General features: G+C 71.2%; 10 protein-coding genes and 1 pseudogene. 4 read left to right on the top strand and 7 right to left on the bottom strand.

What is annotated here, in order from left to right:
• Positions 1 to 162: 162 nt before the first annotated feature.
• The 5 genes from HUW46_RS14840 to HUW46_RS14820 all read right to left on the bottom strand — a co-directional run bounded on the left by HUW46_RS14840 (position 163) and on the right by HUW46_RS14820 (position 8,836).
• Positions 163 to 1,350 (bottom strand): MFS transporter, encoded by a 1,188-nt coding sequence (locus HUW46_RS14840; RefSeq protein WP_215547836.1) that lies wholly within the window; start codon positions 1,348 to 1,350, stop codon positions 163 to 165.
• Positions 1,351 to 1,653: 303 nt separating this feature from the next.
• On the bottom strand, positions 1,654 to 2,835 hold the full coding sequence (locus HUW46_RS14835; RefSeq protein ID WP_215547835.1) for a heparan-alpha-glucosaminide N-acetyltransferase domain-containing protein: 1,182 nt from the start codon (positions 2,833 to 2,835) through the stop codon (positions 1,654 to 1,656).
• On the bottom strand, positions 2,832 to 3,485 hold the full coding sequence (locus HUW46_RS14830) for a BPL-N domain-containing protein (RefSeq protein ID WP_215547834.1): 654 nt from the start codon (positions 3,483 to 3,485) through the stop codon (positions 2,832 to 2,834). Before HUW46_RS14830 ends, HUW46_RS14835 begins: the two co-directional genes overlap by 4 nt.
• Positions 3,482 to 7,444, bottom strand: a complete 3,963-nt coding sequence (locus HUW46_RS14825; protein WP_215547833.1) for a Pls/PosA family non-ribosomal peptide synthetase — start codon at positions 7,442 to 7,444, stop codon at positions 3,482 to 3,484. The genes HUW46_RS14830 and HUW46_RS14825 overlap by 4 nt, the downstream gene beginning before the upstream one ends.
• A 420-nt stretch (positions 7,445 to 7,864) precedes the next feature.
• Complete coding sequence (locus HUW46_RS14820) at positions 7,865 to 8,836, bottom strand: ArsR/SmtB family transcription factor (RefSeq protein WP_215547832.1); 972 nt, start codon at positions 8,834 to 8,836, stop codon at positions 7,865 to 7,867.
• A gap of 57 nt (positions 8,837 to 8,893) precedes the next feature.
• On the opposite strand from HUW46_RS14820, the gene HUW46_RS14815 reads away from it, so the two are divergent.
• Positions 8,894 to 10,078 (top strand): MFS transporter, encoded by a 1,185-nt coding sequence (locus HUW46_RS14815; protein WP_215547831.1) that lies wholly within the window; start codon positions 8,894 to 8,896, stop codon positions 10,076 to 10,078.
• An 89-nt stretch (positions 10,079 to 10,167) separates the two neighbouring features.
• Positions 10,168 to 11,670 (top strand): ArnT family glycosyltransferase, encoded by a 1,503-nt coding sequence (locus tag HUW46_RS14810; protein ID WP_215547830.1) that lies wholly within the window; start codon positions 10,168 to 10,170, stop codon positions 11,668 to 11,670.
• Positions 11,671 to 11,698: 28 nt separating this feature from the next.
• On the opposite strand, the gene HUW46_RS14805 is transcribed toward HUW46_RS14810, so the two are convergent.
• Positions 11,699 to 11,935 (bottom strand): hypothetical protein, encoded by a 237-nt coding sequence (locus HUW46_RS14805; protein ID WP_215547829.1) that lies wholly within the window; start codon positions 11,933 to 11,935, stop codon positions 11,699 to 11,701.
• Positions 11,936 to 12,077: 142 nt separating this feature from the next.
• On the opposite strand from HUW46_RS14805, the pseudogene HUW46_RS14800 reads away from it, so the two are divergent.
• Together HUW46_RS14800 and HUW46_RS48325 are read left to right on the top strand one after the other, a co-directional pair.
• Positions 12,078 to 13,775: pseudogene (locus tag HUW46_RS14800) on the top strand (FAD-dependent oxidoreductase); the annotation flags it as partial.
• 36 nt (positions 13,776 to 13,811) lie between these two features.
• Positions 13,812 to 14,216, top strand: coding sequence for a Crp/Fnr family transcriptional regulator (locus HUW46_RS48325; protein ID WP_254126606.1), 405 nt, complete (start codon positions 13,812 to 13,814; stop codon positions 14,214 to 14,216).
• 3 nt (positions 14,217 to 14,219) lie between these two features.
• On the opposite strand, the gene HUW46_RS14795 is transcribed toward HUW46_RS48325, so the two are convergent.
• The gene (locus tag HUW46_RS14795; protein WP_215547827.1) at positions 14,220 to 15,008 is read right to left on the bottom strand and encodes an LLM class F420-dependent oxidoreductase; all 789 of its coding nucleotides are present in this window, start codon (positions 15,006 to 15,008) and stop codon (positions 14,220 to 14,222) included.
• Positions 15,009 to 15,032 lie beyond the last annotated feature (24 nt).

The raw sequence follows: 15,032 nt of genomic DNA, 5'->3' as shown, positions 1-15,032 counted from the left end.
GAGGGCCGAGAATGTGGCGCTAGAGTCCCCGAAGGTGGCCTTCGGGGACTGACCCCGCCACTGATATCGCGGAGCCGACCGCGACCCGTCACCTGATATCACTGGGACTTTCCGAGCCAGATCCTCCGCGGATCCCACTGTGGCTTTCGGGGCGCTGCAAGGCTAGTGGCCGCGGCGGCGGGTGATCGTGCGGTCGAAGAGGACGGCTGGGATGACGAGAAGTGCGAGTCCGGCACCGATCCAGGGGAGTGCGGTGAGCCCGGCGCCCGCGTTGAGGGCGATTCCCGCGAAGACGGGGACGAGGCTGATACCGAGCTGGAACATCGACACGGTGGCCGATCCGGCGAGGGTGGGCGCCTCCGCCGCGAGCGTGAACACCCGCCCGTAGATGGCCGGGTTGAGCACGAATCCCGCGATCCCGAGCAGCGGGACGACGACGAGGACCGCGATGACGTGCGAGGCGAGCAAGGCGAGCGCGATCGAACACAGAGCGATTCCTGTCGCCCCCAGCAGAAGCGCGGGGAACGGGCGGATGTCGGCGATCCGCCCGCCGAGCGAGAGCCCGGCGAAGGCCCCGATGCCGAACAGCGCGAGGACCGCGGGGACCCACGCGGACGGGAGGCCGGTGAGATCGGTCAGGATCGGCGCCAGGTAGTTGTACGAGATCATGTAGGCGGCGGTGCTCAGGAGGGTGGCGGCGTACACGGCGAACAGCCGCGGCTGCTTCATGGCGCGGAGTTCCCGCCGCACACTGGGTTCCGCGGACGGTTCGGTCGCGGGCACGGCGGCCAGCGTCAGGACCGCGGCGAGCACGGTCAGTGCGCTCACCGCCCAGAAACCGCCCCGCCACCCGGTGAAATGGCTGAGCAGCGCGCTGGCCGGGCCTCCGGCGATCATCGCGACGCTCAGCCCGCTGACCACCACCCCCGACGCGCGCGCGGTGCGGTCCGCCGGGACCAGGTTGACCGCGGTCACCGCCGCGATCGCCCAGAACCCGGCATAGGCGAGCCCGCAGAGGAACCGGGTGGCCAGCAGCACGCCGTAGCTGCCGGTCGACAGGCCCACGGCGAGCGAAGCGGCGAACACCAGCTGCGTGGCCACCAGCGTGGTCCGGCGCGGCCAGCGCAGGGTCAGCACCGCCATGGGCGGCCCGCCGAGCACCACCGCGACCGCGAACGCGGTGATCAGCGCCCCGGCGGCGGGCAAGCTGATCCGCAGGTCCTCGGCGATCGCGGGCAGCACGCCCGCCACGAGGAACTCGGTGCTGCCCATCGCGAGCAGGCTGAAGGCGAGCAGGTAGACGCCAAGGGGCAGCTTCGTGGCAGGGCGCGGCGGGTCGAGCACGGGCATGGGGTTTTCCTTGCGGCTAGGCGGATCCGCTCTCCCGGAGCGGACCTCCAGCCTGGATTCCGCACCCACCCCGCGGCAAATTCCTGTTGCCGAAACCGGGAAACGGGGGCGAGTCCCGCCCCGCATGGAGCCCGCGCGCGAGCTTCGCCCGCCATGCCCCGAAGGCCACCTTCGGGGAATCTAGCGCCACTTTCGCGGCCCTCGCAGGCGTGCGGCCGGGGCTTGCGCATGCCCCGAAGGTGGCTTTCGGGGAATGTAGCGCCCCGAAAGCCACTTTCGAGGCATGGAGCCGGACCCCGAGGATCACGCGGGCGCGGGAAGGGGAGCGGTCAGGCGTTTCGCGCGACTCGCCAACGCGGTCACCAGGGCTTCCAGGGGGCCGCGGCCCGCGGTGGCGCGCCAGGCCAGGCCGATCAGCAGTGCGGCCGCGGCTTGCAGGAGGTAGCCCTCGGTGGCGCCGTACTGGTCGTAGTCGGAGTTGATGAACACGATGTGCGCGACATACAGCGTCAGCGTCATGCTGCCCGCCGCGGCGAGCGGGCCCAGCACGGCGGCGCGCACCCGCCGCGCCCATTTCCCGGTCAGGTGCCCGAGCAGGAGCAGCAGTCCCAGCACGCCGATCGCGGTACCGGTCGTGCCGATTAAGTCCAGCGGCGTGCTGGTGTGCGGCGCGTCGACGGCGAGCCACCACCACGTCGACGACGGCACCGTGCCATCCCCGCCCAGTGCCAGCATTTCCGCGGTTTCGGCCGAGGTGAGGATGCTTCCCGGCATCGCGGTCCAGATGTGCACGAGCCCGCCGAACCTGGTGAGCAGCAGCGAAGACACCACCGACGAGCCGACGGCCATCGCCACCCCGGCGGTCAGCATCGCGGCCGCGACCTTGACGCTGCGCAACGAGAGCCGCCCGACCACGATTCCCGCGCACAGGTACGCCATCCACGGCAGCGCCGGGTATTCGCCGTTCACGGCAAGCTCGGTCAGCAGCGTCATCGGCTGGTGCACCAGATCGGAGACGGTCGGGTTGTCGAGGTTCGCCAGCGGCAGGTGCGCCAGCCACACGTGGCTCGCCACGGGCATGCCGACCGCGAACGCGGCGCCGAGCGCGCCGACCACCGGCGTCGGCAGGAACACCAGCGGCACGGCCAGCAGGAACATCACGCCGTAGTACGGCAGGATCACCGCGCCGAACGACGCGTCGGCGTAGCCGAGCGCGAGCCCGATCGCGGTCACCGCGAGCGCCCGCATCACGAGCATCGACGCGGTCGGCAGTGCGTCGCGCCGCTTCACGCGCGCCCGCCCGGTCATGAACGCGATCCCCACCCCGGCCAGCACCGCGAACCCGGCGGCCGCGCGCCCGCCGAACACTGCGAACGTCCACGTCGGACTACCGTCCGGTTTGGACTCGTAGAGCGAATGCACGGCGATCATGCCGAGCAGCGCGATCCCGCGCGTGGCGTCGATCGCGACCAGCCGGGTGTTCACGATCTCATCACCGCGTCGACGAGTTCCAGTCCCAGCCCGCCGTTCCTCGGCACCGCGAGCCCGGCGTCGGTGAACCAGTCCTCGGTCGCTTCGGGATGTGGTCCGACGACGCCGACCTTGCCCGCGCCGAATTCGGTGACCACGGCGGCGATCGTGTCGTTCGGGTAGCGCGCGAGCACGGTCGCGCGTGCGCCGCTGTCGAGCCAGAAGTACGGCCCGTCCTGGAAGAACAGCGTGTGCGCGCGTCCGGAGCCGTACACGCGCACGAGCGCGTTCTCGTCGTGGGACACCGTCGCGGCGCGGGTGATGATGTACTGGTCGGTGTCGCCGGGCAGCAACCCGAATCCGGGGGTCGCGCCCGCGAGGTAACCGCCGAGGCAGAACCCGAGGTACGCGCCGCCCTCGGAGACGAAGTCGCGGATCGCGTCGCGCCGCTTCTTCAGGTGGGGGTAGGCGTCTTCGAGGGTCCCGCCGCCGGGTTGTGCGTACAGCACGGCTTGGTCGAGGGTTTTCCGCTTGAGCTTCAGCGCCTCGTCAGGGCCGACGTAGCGGACGTCGAAGTCCCACTGGCTCGATTCCAGCAGGTTCGCGACCGCTTCCGGGCAGCCTTCCGTCGTGGCGGGGCCGCGGTAAACCAGCGCGAGGTTCATCGGACCCCCTGCGCGGGAATTCCGTGCCAGCGCGTGCTTTTCGGCAACCGTTCGCCCTTCATCAGCAGCGACAGCGAACCGAGCGACACCTCCTCGCCGACCACTGCGTCGTACAGCACGATCGCCCTGGTGCCGATCGTGCTCCCGGCCTCGATGGTCACTCGCGACATCTTCATCACCCTGTCCTCGAATAAATGGGTCTGCAGTGAGGATTCCGTGCCGACGGTCGCGTCGTCGCCGACGTGCACGAGATCGAATTCGGTGAGATAGGTGGTGCCGATCCAGGTGCGGCGCCCGATGTCGGCGCCGAACCAGCGCAGCACCGGCGGCAGGAACGGCGTCCCCACGAGCATTCCGACACCGGCGGGAACGGCGGCCGCCTCGTAGAGCCCGGTGACGAACTCGGCCCGCCGCACGAACGGGCTCCACAGCGGTTCGACGCGGGGCCGGTACTTCCCGACGACGTTGCGCTTCGTCGCCGCGCAGTAGCCGATGACCGCGATGGCGGCCGCGATCGCGACGAACGGCGAAACCAGCGCGGGGACGATCAGGTAGTTGCCTTCCGCGAGCCCGGACAGCACCAGCAGGTAGAGGTAGAAGCTGACGCCGAGCACCGACGCGGGCAGCGTCGCGCGGCAGAACTCGATCGCCAGCCGGTGCGCGATCACCTTGCGCGGCGGGGAAAACGTCTCCTCCTCACCGAAGTCGCCGAAGTCGCCGCTGTCCTGCCGCACCGGCAGATGCATCGCGGGCGAGCCGAGCCACGACGTGTCCTGAGGCACGCCGTCGGACGGCGGCACCGTGCCGACGCCGACGAGCGAACCGGAGCCCATGCTCGTCCCGGCCGGGACGAACGCGGCGTTCCCGATGAACGCGCGGCTGCCGATTTCGGTGGGCAGCAGCACCACCCTGCCGTTCGCGAAGGTCGCGCAGCCGACGCTCGCCATGTCCGCGACGAACGTTTCCGCGCCGAGCGTGAGCAGGTCCGGGTCGAGATGCGCGGCCGTCGACACCTCGGCGCGCCGTCCGATCCGCGCGCCGAGCAACCGCAGCCACGGCACCGTGTACAGCGTGGCGTAGAGCGAATTCGTGAACAGGAGGCTGAATTCCAGCAGCTTGTCCACGATCCACTTGCGCACGCCGAGCATCGAGCGGACACCGAACACCCCGACCGGGATGGTGCGCAGCACGGCGCGCTTTCCCAGCGCCACCACCGCGCACACGGTGAGCACGAACACCGGCCCGGCGAACACCGTCGCGACGAGCCCGGCCAGCACGCCCCAGCCGAGCAGCGCCCACCACACGAGCGCCACCCCGGGCACGATCATCGCGATCGCCACCACTTCGAGGAACGCCAAGCCGCACAAGGAAACCGCGACGTGGTGCGGCCGCCAGCCGCGCAGTTCGCCGCGCGCGGCCAGGACGGATTCCGTCGACGCCTCCAGCGCGTCGACGGGTTCGGCGGGAGATCCCGACCAGCGCGCCCCGGCCGGGATGTGCTGGTGCTGGCCGAGCACGGACTGCTCGCCGAGCGCCGCCCGTTCGCCCACGGTGCTTCCCGGCTCCAGCACCGCGTTCGCGCCGACGAAGGCGCCGCGCCCGACGGTGATCGGCGCGACCACCACCCAGCCGTCCTCCACCCGCCACGGCCGCAGCACCGCGCCGTAGCCGATCGACGCGTCGGGTCCGATGTGGACCATCGAGGGCAGGCTGATCGAACTGCTCGCGATCGTGGTCCGCCGCCCGATCTTCGCGCCGAGCACGCGCAGGTACACCGCCATCAGCGGAGAACCGCTGAGCACCGGCAGCGGGCCGACCGCGAGCAGCAGGTCGAGCACCCACAGGCGCAGATAGGTCGGGCCCCACAGGCGGTAGCGGCCCGGCCGGATCCCGGCGGACAGCGGCCTCGCGAGCAGCGGCGGCACCACCCAGCGCACGCCGAGGTAGCTCACCAGTATCGCGACGAGCAGTTCCACCAGCACGTCGACCGACACGTCGCCGTCGTTCTGGGTGTACACATAGGACACCGGGAGCGTGACGAGCAGCAGCAGGCCGTAGATCGCCACCGCCTGCGCCGCGCCAGCGCCGCCGATGCGGCGGGCGGAGTGCCGGATCGGCGGAACCCTCGGCGGCAGCGCGGCTCCCGGCGCGGGCTGCGCGTCGAGCTGTTTCGCGAGCGCGCGCACGGTCGGGTTCGCGTAGAGGTCGCGGACCGCGGGGCTCGTCCCGATCCCGCGGGCCCGCAGCAGGGACACGACCTGCGCGGCCAGCAGGGAATGGCCGCCGAGATCGTCGAAGAAGTCCGCTTCCACGGACAGCTCGGCGGCCACCAGCCCGAAGGTCTCGGCCCACACCTCGCGCACCCGCGTTTCCAGCTCGCCCTCGGCGTCGACCACGGGGCCGTCGACGAAGGTCAGGCGTTTTCCGGCAGGGAACGGGAGTTTCGCCCGGTCGACCTTGCCGCTGGGCATGACCGGCAGCGCGGGCAGCACGTCGAGGAACGCGGGCACCATGTACGCGGGCAGTCGCTTGTGGACCTCCTCGTGCAGCCGTCGCGAAATGTCCACATCGGACTCCGCGCCGGGCGCGCGCACGATGAAGGCGACCAGTTCGGGTGCGCCGTCGGCCGGGGCGACCAGCGCCGCCACCGCTTCGGACACCTCCGGATCGGCGAGCAGGATGTTTTCGATCTCGCCGAGATCGACGCGGTAGCCGCGGATCTTCACCTCGGCGTCGGCGCGCCCGAGGTATTCGATCTCCCCGTCTTCGGTGTACCGGCCGAGGTCGCCGGTGCGGTACAGCCGCCCGCCACCGCTGAGCGGGTGCTCGATGAACTTGTCCGCGGTCAGCTCCGGCCGTCCCACGTAACCGCGCGCGACCCCGGGGCCGCCGAGGCAGATTTCGCCGACGTGCCCGTCCGGGACCGGGCTCCGCGCCTCGTCGAGCAGGAACGCGGAGTAGGTCGGCAGGGGCTTCCCGATCGTCACGGTGCGGCCGGGCAGCAGCTCGCACCAGGTCGCGGTCACCGTCGCTTCGGTGGGGCCGTAGGTGTTGAGGATGCGGCGGCCCTTGCGCGCCCACCGCTCGACGAGCTGGGCCGGGCAGGCTTCGCCGCCGACCAGCAGCGACCTGATCAGCGGCAGTTCGCGCGGGATGGTCGCCAGCAGCGTCGGCACGCAGTAGAGCACCGAAACCCGGCGCTGTTCCAGGAAGTCCGCGAGTTCCGCGCCCAGCCTGCGCGAATCGTTCGGCCCGGCCACCAGCGTCGCGCCGACCGACCAGGTCGGCCAGATCTCCTCGATCGAGAAGTCGAACGAGATTGTCATGCCCTGGTAGACGCGGTCCGACGGCCGCACGTCGTAGACCTCCGGCACGACGTCGAGGAAGTTGCAGATGCTCGACTGCGCGACCTCGACCCCTTTCGGCCTGCCGCTGGAGCCCGAGGTGTAGATGACGTAGGCAGCCGGGTCGGGGTCGTCCGCGCCCAGTTCCGGCGGGGTGGCGGGCGCTGCGGCCAGTTCCCGGCCCGCCGCGTCGAGGTCGAGGGTCCGGCAGGCGAGCCCGTCGACCGCGAGATCACCGGTGGTCAGCAGCAGATCGACGGCCGAATCCTCGGTGATGTAGGCGATCCGGTCCGGTGGGGAGGCCGGGTCGATCGGCACGAAGGCGGCGCCGGACTTGCCGACGCCGAGCAGCGCGACGTAGGTGTCGAACGAGCGGTGCAGCAGGATCGCCACTCGCGATCCTTCGCCGATCCCGCGGCCGCGCAGCACGTGCGCGAGCCGGTTCGCGCGTTCGTCCAATTCGGCGTAGGTCAGGCCGTCGTCTTCGCGTTCCACCGCGACGGAACCGGGGAACCGGCGCGCCGCGGCCTCGAAGACCTGGTGGAGCCGACGGCAGGGGACAGGGCGTTCGGGAGCCGGGCCGAGCCGGTCGCCGGAAAGTTCGGAAACCGTCATCTCCCGGCATCCCCTCTGCCGGGGCGGTGTTCGCGGGGAAAGGGGAAGACGTGCACAGTTCGACCTCTTCGACAGAATCAGGGCATCGTCGGGCGCCGTTGCCTGGTGGGGTGCCGAAATACGGATCGATCATCGGGAGTCCGGTGTTACGCGCCCGTAAGAAAAAGATCATGAACCAGGTAACGAAAAGGGTGTGTATCACTTTGTGAGACGTCCTGACCGGCGAAAAGTCGGAAAAGTTACCGGAAGGTCCCCGTCGCACGGAGTGCGAACACCCATTGATTCAAGGTGGCGCAAGGGGTAATTCTGCCGTTGTTCACTTCAGTGGCGATATGCATCATGATCATTTCTGATTCCGGAACACAACCCGCTTGGCGGATGATCTCCGGGTGCTGCCGGGGTAAAGTCCGCGGCAATTTCTCAGCCCGGCGCGGCCAGGTCGTCACCGTGGCGGGTCCGCCGGTAGACGACGCGGCGCCCGGCGCGCTCGCCGACGACGAGGCCCGCGTCGCGCAGCACGGCCAGGTGCCCGCCGACGGTGCCCAGCGAAAGGTCCAGCAGCGCGGCGAGCTCGCTGCTGGTCGCGGGGCGGTCGAGTTCGGTCAGGATCGCGGCCCGGTTCTCGCCGAGCAGCCTGCCCAGCGCGCCGCGCGGTCGTTCGCGCGCCTCGGCGGCGAACCCGCGAGCCGGGTACACCAGCGCGTGGCGATCGGGCGGGTCTTCGCACAGCCACGAACCGCTCGACACGCTCACCGGCACGAACAGCATCCCGTCGTCGCCGACGATCCGGTCGGGCGCGGCCCGGTCGCCGAAGGAGATCGCGTCGGCGCCGACCCACGCGCTGCGCCTGCCCATCCGCCGTAACGCGGCGGGCCAGCCGTACGCGGCGAGCAGCCCGGCCCGATAGGTGACATCGCGTTCGAGCAGGGTCCGCCGCCGCGGCCAGTCCGGCCGCACGTGCTGCCGCCACACGAACTCCAGCACCTCGGCGGTCCGCCCCGCGAGGTCCTTTTCGGACAGCCAGCCCAGATCGTGCCGCCGCCAGCTGTACTCGACGGACTTCTCGAGTCCCGCCCGCACGTTCCCGTCGGCTGCTTTCGCGACGTTCGCCAGTTCGTCGGCGAAGCTCGTGCGCATGCCGCCCGATGGCGGGATCGCGACGTAGCGGGGGATCCACTTGGTCGAGCCGAGCAGGCGGACGAGACCGGTGGCGAACGGATCGCCGTCGAGCGCGGCGCGGAAACGGTCGTGGTGGCGCGCGTGCCAGGCGGCCAGCCACGCGTCGGTGCGCGGCTTGGCCAGCACGATCATCGAGCCCATCGTTTCGGCGAGCGGGGACAGCGCGAAACGCGATCGGGACAGGGCGAGCGAACTCAGCCGCAGCAGCACCATCTTTCGCCTCCTGACGAAACGATAGTGCCCGGCTCGGGGTCTCCGGACACTCGCGCGGTGCGTTCGTTCCACTGGTTCTTCACCGGACAGCTCGTGTCACTGGTAGGCAGCTCGATGGCTCCGGTCGCGCTGGCCTTCGCGGTGCTGGACTCCTCCGGGCCCGGCGATCTCGGCCTCGTGCTGGCCGCCAGGATGGTGCCGCTGCTCGCGTTCCTCCTGCTGGGCGGGGCGACGGCCGATCGGTTCTCCCGCCGCACGGTGCTGGCCGCGGCGAATCTCGGCTCGGGGCTCGCGCAGGCCGGGGTGGCCGCGTTGGTGCTGACCGGGCGGTATTCCACGGTCGCGGTGGCCGTGCTGGAACTGTTCGGCGGCGCGTCCGCGGCGTTCACCACGCCCGCGTTGCGCGGCATCGTGCCGCAGCTCGTCGGCGGATCCGGGCTCCGGCGGGCGAACTCGCTGCTCGCGTCCGCGCGCAACGGCACCAAGATCCTCGGCCCCAGCCTGTCCGGCGTGCTCGTGGTCGCCGCGGGGAGCGGGCCCGCGATCGCGTTCGACGCGCTGACCTACCTCGTCGCGGCGGCGTGCTTCGCGCGGTTGCCGGCCGGCGCCGTGCGCACGGCGAAAACGACCGTGCTGGCCGATCTCCGCGAAGGCTGGACGGAGTTCCGGCGCCTGCCGTGGGTGTGGCTCGGCACCGCGGCGTTCTTCGTCGTCAACCTGGTGCAGACCGGGACCTGGCAGGTGCTGGGGCCCGCGCTCACACGGCAGCTTTCCGGCGAAACGACCTGGGGCTACGTGCTCAGCGCGCGCGGTGCCGGGCTGCTGGTGATGAGCGCGCTGCTGTACCGGCTGGCGGTCCGGCACCTGCTGCGGCTGGGCTGGGCGCTGTGCTCGCTCGGCGCGCTGCCGTTCCTCGCACTCGGCGCGGGTGCGGGCGCGCCGTGGCTGATCGCGGCCGCTTTCGTCGCCGGGCTGGGGATTTCCGCGGTGGGCGTCGCCTGGGAAACCTCGTTGGCCGAGCACGTCCCGACGCACGCGCTCTCGCGGGTTTCGTCGTACGGCGACCTGCTGTCGTACCTCGCGATCCCGATCGGCCAGCTCGGCGTCGGGCCGCTCGCCGGTGCCTTCGGCGGCTTCGCGGTCGTCGCGGCGGCCGGGATCCTGTACGCCGCCGTCGCACTGGTCCCGCTCGCCTCACCCGCGACCCGGCACCTCCGCCACGGGGCGGCTGACGACGTTTAGCCCGCTAAATGCAGGCCAGGGGCCCCGAAGGATTCCAGCGGGGTCGAAAAGGTGGCGCCGGGGCGGGTGGGGGCGCGTACGGTTCGGGGGTGCTGCGCACGGGGGGTAAGTCCACGCGGCTCGGCCTGCCGGTCTGGCTGGTCGCCGCCGCCGTCTTCACGACGCTCGCGGTCACGAGCGCGGGCTACGGCTACCACCGCGACGAGTTGTACTTCCTCGCCGCGGGGCGCCGACTGGCTTGGGGTTATCCGGACCAGCCGCCGCTGACGCCGTTGCTGGCGAGACTCGGCGACGCACTGGCGCCGGGGGAGGTGTGGGCGCTGCGCCTGCCCGCGGTCGTGCTCGCGACGGCGACCGTGCTGCTGGTCGCGTTGATCGCCGCCGAGATGGGCGCGGATCGCCGGGCACGGCTGCTGGCCGCGGTGTTCGCCGCGGCGTCGGGGATCACCCTGCAGCTCGGGCACATCCTGGTCACCAACACGACGGACCTGTTCTTCGCCGCGGTGATCGGCTGGCTGGTGGCGCGGCTGATCCGCACCGGCGACCGGCGGCTGCTGCTCGCGATCGGCGTCGCCGCGGGCGTCGGGCTGGAGAACAAGACCCTGCTCGCCCTGCCCGTGCTCGCGCTGCTCGGCGCGATCCTCGTGGTCGGCCCCCGTGAGGTGGTGCGCGGCTGGTGGCTGGTCGCCGGGATCGCGGCCGCGGCGCTGCTGTGGGCGCCGAACCTGATCTGGCAGCTCCAGCACGGGTTCCCGCAGCTGGGCATGATGGGCCCGATCAGCGCGAAGGAACGGCTCGGCGGGCGGTGGGGGCTGCTGCCCTTCCAGTTCGCGCTGTTCGGGCCGGTGCTGGCCCCGGTCTTCGTGGCCGGGCTGGTCCGGCTGCTGCGGACGCCGTCGGCGCGCCCGTTCCGCGCTTTCGGCGTCGCCTACCTGGTGATGTTCGTGCTCCTGCTGGCAGGCGGCGGCAACGCGCTGTACCTGGCAGGCGGGTTCCCCGCGCTGCTCGCCGCCGGAGCCATCGCGACCGGCGGCTGGCTCGACCGCGCGCGCTCGCGGCTGCGGTCCGCGCTGGTGTCCGCCATGGTCGTGCTGGCGGTGCTGTCGGGTGCGCTGCTCGGCCTGCCGCTGATCCCGGTCGACTCGCTGCGCGACAGCCCCACGCTCGCCATGTACAGGGAACCCGGTGAGACGGTGGGCTGGCCGCGACTGGCCGAGACCGTGGCGGGTGCCTATCGCGCGCTTGGAGACCAGGATCGGGCGCGGGCGGTGGTGATCGCGACCAACTACGGCGAGGCGGGCGCGCTCGACCGGTACGGTCCCGCACTCGGGCTGCCCCCGGTTTTCAGCGGGCACAACGGTTTCTTCGAATGGGGCCCGCCACCGGAGGACAACGACCTCGCCGTCGTGGTCGGCGGCGATCCCGGCGTCCCGCTGACGTGGATGGCCGCGTGCCGCGATGTCCGCCAGCTCGCCGTGCTGGACAACGGTTACGGCCTCGCCAACGACGAGCAGGGCCGCCCGGTGTGGCTGTGCCGTGGGCTGACCGCGCCGTGGTCGAAGGTGTGGCCGGCCACGCGGATCCTCGGCTGACCGAACGATTCCGCAATTGAGGGAAATGCTATTCCTGGCGCGCGGGCCATCGCTTCGACCGGCGTGCCAGCATTTCCCCCAGAAAACCGTCGGCGTTGTCCCACAACAGCCGGAGCGCTTCGTCGGGGTCCGGCGCGTCCTGGACGGCCGCCATCGCGACCTCATCGACGGTCCGGGGTTTCCGGGGAGGTGACTTGCTGGACAACGGAACGACACCGCCTTCGCGCAGGACGCTGACCGGAATGGAAGGTACCACCGGAAGCAAGCGAACAGGGAAATGCGCCCCGCCGCACCGCGCCGAAGAACAAATTCCGCTCCGGCGGCTGTAATACCGGTGACAGAATTTGACACGCACTCGCGCGGTGGCCGATTCTTGGCGCCCATCACCCCGGCACAGAGAGATGACGATGCCGCCCAGCAGAGGTGCCCGAGGGCAGACCGTGCACGACTACGACGTGATCGTGGTGGGTTCGGGGTTCGGCGGCAGCGTGGCCGCGCTGCGGCTGACCGAGAAGGGCTACCGGGTCGCGGTCGTCGAGGCGGGCCGCCGGTTCGCCGACCACGAGTTCGCGAAGACCTCCTGGGATGTGCGCCGATACCTGTGGGCGCCCCGGTTCGGCTGCTACGGGATCCAACGGGTGCACCTGCTCAAGGACGTGATGATCCTGGCGGGCGCGGGTGTCGGCGGCGGGTCGCTGGTCTACGCGAACACGCTCTACCGCCCGCTCAAGCCGTTCTACCGCGACACCCAGTGGGCGCACATCACGGACTGGGAAGCCGAACTGGCGCCGCACTTCGACCGGGCGAGCCGCATGCTCGGCGTCGTCACCAACCCGACGGTCACGCCGTCCGACGAGGTGATGCGGGCGGTGGCCACGGAGATGGGCGTCGGGGACACGTTCCGGCCGACCCCGGTCGGCGTGTACTTCGGCGAGCCGGGGCAACGGGTCCCCGATCCCTACTTCGGCGGCGCGGGCCCGCCGCGGACGGGGTGCACCGAGTGCGGGGCGTGCATGACGGGGTGCCGCGTCGGCGCGAAGAACACCCTCGCCAAGAACTACCTGTACCTCGCGGAACGGGCGGGTGCGACGGTCATCCCGATGACCACCGTGGTCGATCTGGCGCCGCACCGCGACGGCGGGTTCGCGGTGCGGACCCGGCCTACCGGCGGGCTTTTCCGCCGCACCGGCGCCATCCTCACCGCGGACCGGGTCGTGCTCGCCGCGGGCACCTGGGGGACGCAGCGGCTGCTGCACCACGCGCGCGACACCGGATCGCTCCCGGACCTCTCGCCGCGGCTGGGCGAACTGACCAGGACGAACTCCGAAGCGATCATCGGGTCCGCCCGGCCGCGCGTGGACCCGCGACAGGATTTTTCGCGCGGCGTGGCGATCACGTCGTCGTTCCACCCGGACGCGGTCACCCACGTCGAACCCGTCCGGTACGGCAAGGGCAGCAACGCGATGAGCCTGCTGCAGACCGTCGCGACCGACGGGGCCAGCGCGACCCCGCGGTGGCGGCAGATGCTGGGCACCATGGCGCGGCACCCCGTGCGCGTCGCGAAGGTGGCGGTCGGGTACCGCTGGAGCGAGCGCGCGGTGCTCCTGCTGGTGATGCAGAGCCTCGACAACTCCATCACCACCTACACCCGCCGGACCCGGTCCGGGCGCCGCAAGTACACGTCGAAGCAAGGGCACGGCGCCCCGAACCCCACCTTCATCCCCGCCGCGTACGAAGCGAACCAGCGCACCGCGGCCCTGATCGACGGCGTCGCCGGTGGCACCTGGAGCGAACTCGCCGACATCCCGCTGACCGCGCACTTCATCGGCGGCGCGCCGATCGCGACGAGCGCCGAAGAGGGCGTGATCGACCCGTACCACCGGGTCTTCGGCTACCCCGGTCTGTCCATTGTGGACGGCACGGCGATCACGGCCAACCTCGGCGTGAACCCGTCGCTGACCATCGCGGCACAGGCCGAACGCGCTTTCGCCCTGTGGCCCAACAAGGGCGAGCACGATCCGCGCCCGCCGCAGCACGCCCCGTACGAACGCGTCGCCGCGGTGCCACCACGTCGTCCAGCGGTGCCGGGCGACGCGCCCGGCGCCTACACCGCTCCAGTCCCATCCCACGGAGGCGATGCCATGCCGGAGACCCCATCAGCCGACGAGCGCACCCTGTTCGACCGGCTTCCCCCCGACGACGTCCGCCGCCTCCGCAAGGCGGGCCGCGGCGTCACCGTGCCCGCCGGGTGGCCGTTCATCTCCGAGCAGACCCCCGGCGACGTCGCCTACATCGTGCTGGAGGGCCGAGCTTCGGTGTTCCACGGCCGCGACAAGATCGCCGAGCTCGGTCCCGGCGACATCATCGGGGAAATCTCCTTGCGGCGCGGGCGGTTGCGCACCGCGACCGTGTCGGCGCTGACCCCGGTGACCGCGCGCAGGCTGGACGCCAAGGCGTTCGCCGACCTGGAAGCGCGGATTCCGGGACTGGCCGACGCGATCGACGCGCAGATCACCGCACGGCTGCCCGCGCCGCATCCCGAGTGAGGGTCAGGAACCCAGCCTGTCCCGCCACGCCACCCAGTTCCGCACCGCGGACAGGTCGAAATCGGGACCGTGCACCTCGAGGGTGAACGTGGTGACGCCCTGCTCCAGCAGCGCGGACCCGGTCTCGCCCGGATCGCCGCCGACCCCGGCCGAAAGTTCGATCTCGCCGGGGTCGCGGCCGATTTCCGCGCAGCGCTGGTGTAGGACCTGCTTCTTGCGGGCGAACTCCTCGCCGGAGGAGAACCAGTGCCAGATGTCGGCGTGCTTCGCTACCAGGCGCAGCGTCTTCTGCTCACCGCCGCCGCCGATCAGCACCGGGATCTTGCGGACCGGCGGCGGGTTCAACGCGGCGAACCGCCGCTCGATCCGGGGCAGCGCTTCGGCGAGCGTGCCGACCCGGCTACCCGGGGTGCCGAATTCGTAGCCGTACTCGGCGAAGTCCCGTTCCATCGCGCCCGCGCCGATCCCCAGCACCAGCCTGCCGTCACTGATGTGGTCGACGGTGCGCGCCATGTCCGCGACGAGATCGGGGTTGCGGAAGCTGATGGCGGTCACCAACGGTCCTAACTGGACCCTGCTGGTCTGCTCGGCCCACGCGGCGAGCACGGTCCAGCATTCGAAGTGCTTGCCGCGCTCGTCACCGGAGATCGGCAGGAAGTGGTCCCAGTTGAAGATGATGTCCACACCGGCCTCTTCGAGCTGGGCCGCGGTGCGCCGGATGGCCGGGTAGTCGACGTGCTGCGGGGCGATCTGCACGCCGATCCGGATCGGCTGGGGATGCGCGATTGTCATGGAGCGGAAGCCTAGTGTTCCGTG

This window comes from Amycolatopsis sp. CA-230715, from assembly GCF_018736145.1.
Classification (GTDB): domain Bacteria; phylum Actinomycetota; class Actinomycetes; order Mycobacteriales; family Pseudonocardiaceae; genus Amycolatopsis.
The sequence above is the reverse complement of the archived record's forward strand: the minus strand, read 5'-3'. Positions and strand labels throughout refer to the sequence as shown.

Coding starts and splice junctions, on each gene's coding strand:
- HUW46_RS14830 (WP_215547834.1), bottom strand. CDS start 3,485: ATGAACCTCGCGCTGGTTTACCGCGGCCCCGCCACGACGGAAGGCTGC.
- HUW46_RS14825 (WP_215547833.1), bottom strand. CDS start 7,444: ATGACGGTTTCCGAACTTTCCGGCGACCGGCTCGGCCCGGCTCCCGAA.
- HUW46_RS14795 (WP_215547827.1), bottom strand. CDS start 15,008: ATGACAATCGCGCATCCCCAGCCGATCCGGATCGGCGTGCAGATCGCC.
- HUW46_RS48325 (WP_254126606.1), top strand. CDS start 13,812: ATGCCGGAGACCCCATCAGCCGACGAGCGCACCCTGTTCGACCGGCTT.
- HUW46_RS14820 (WP_215547832.1), bottom strand. CDS start 8,836: ATGGTGCTGCTGCGGCTGAGTTCGCTCGCCCTGTCCCGATCGCGTTTC.
- HUW46_RS14840 (WP_215547836.1), bottom strand. CDS start 1,350: ATGCCCGTGCTCGACCCGCCGCGCCCTGCCACGAAGCTGCCCCTTGGC.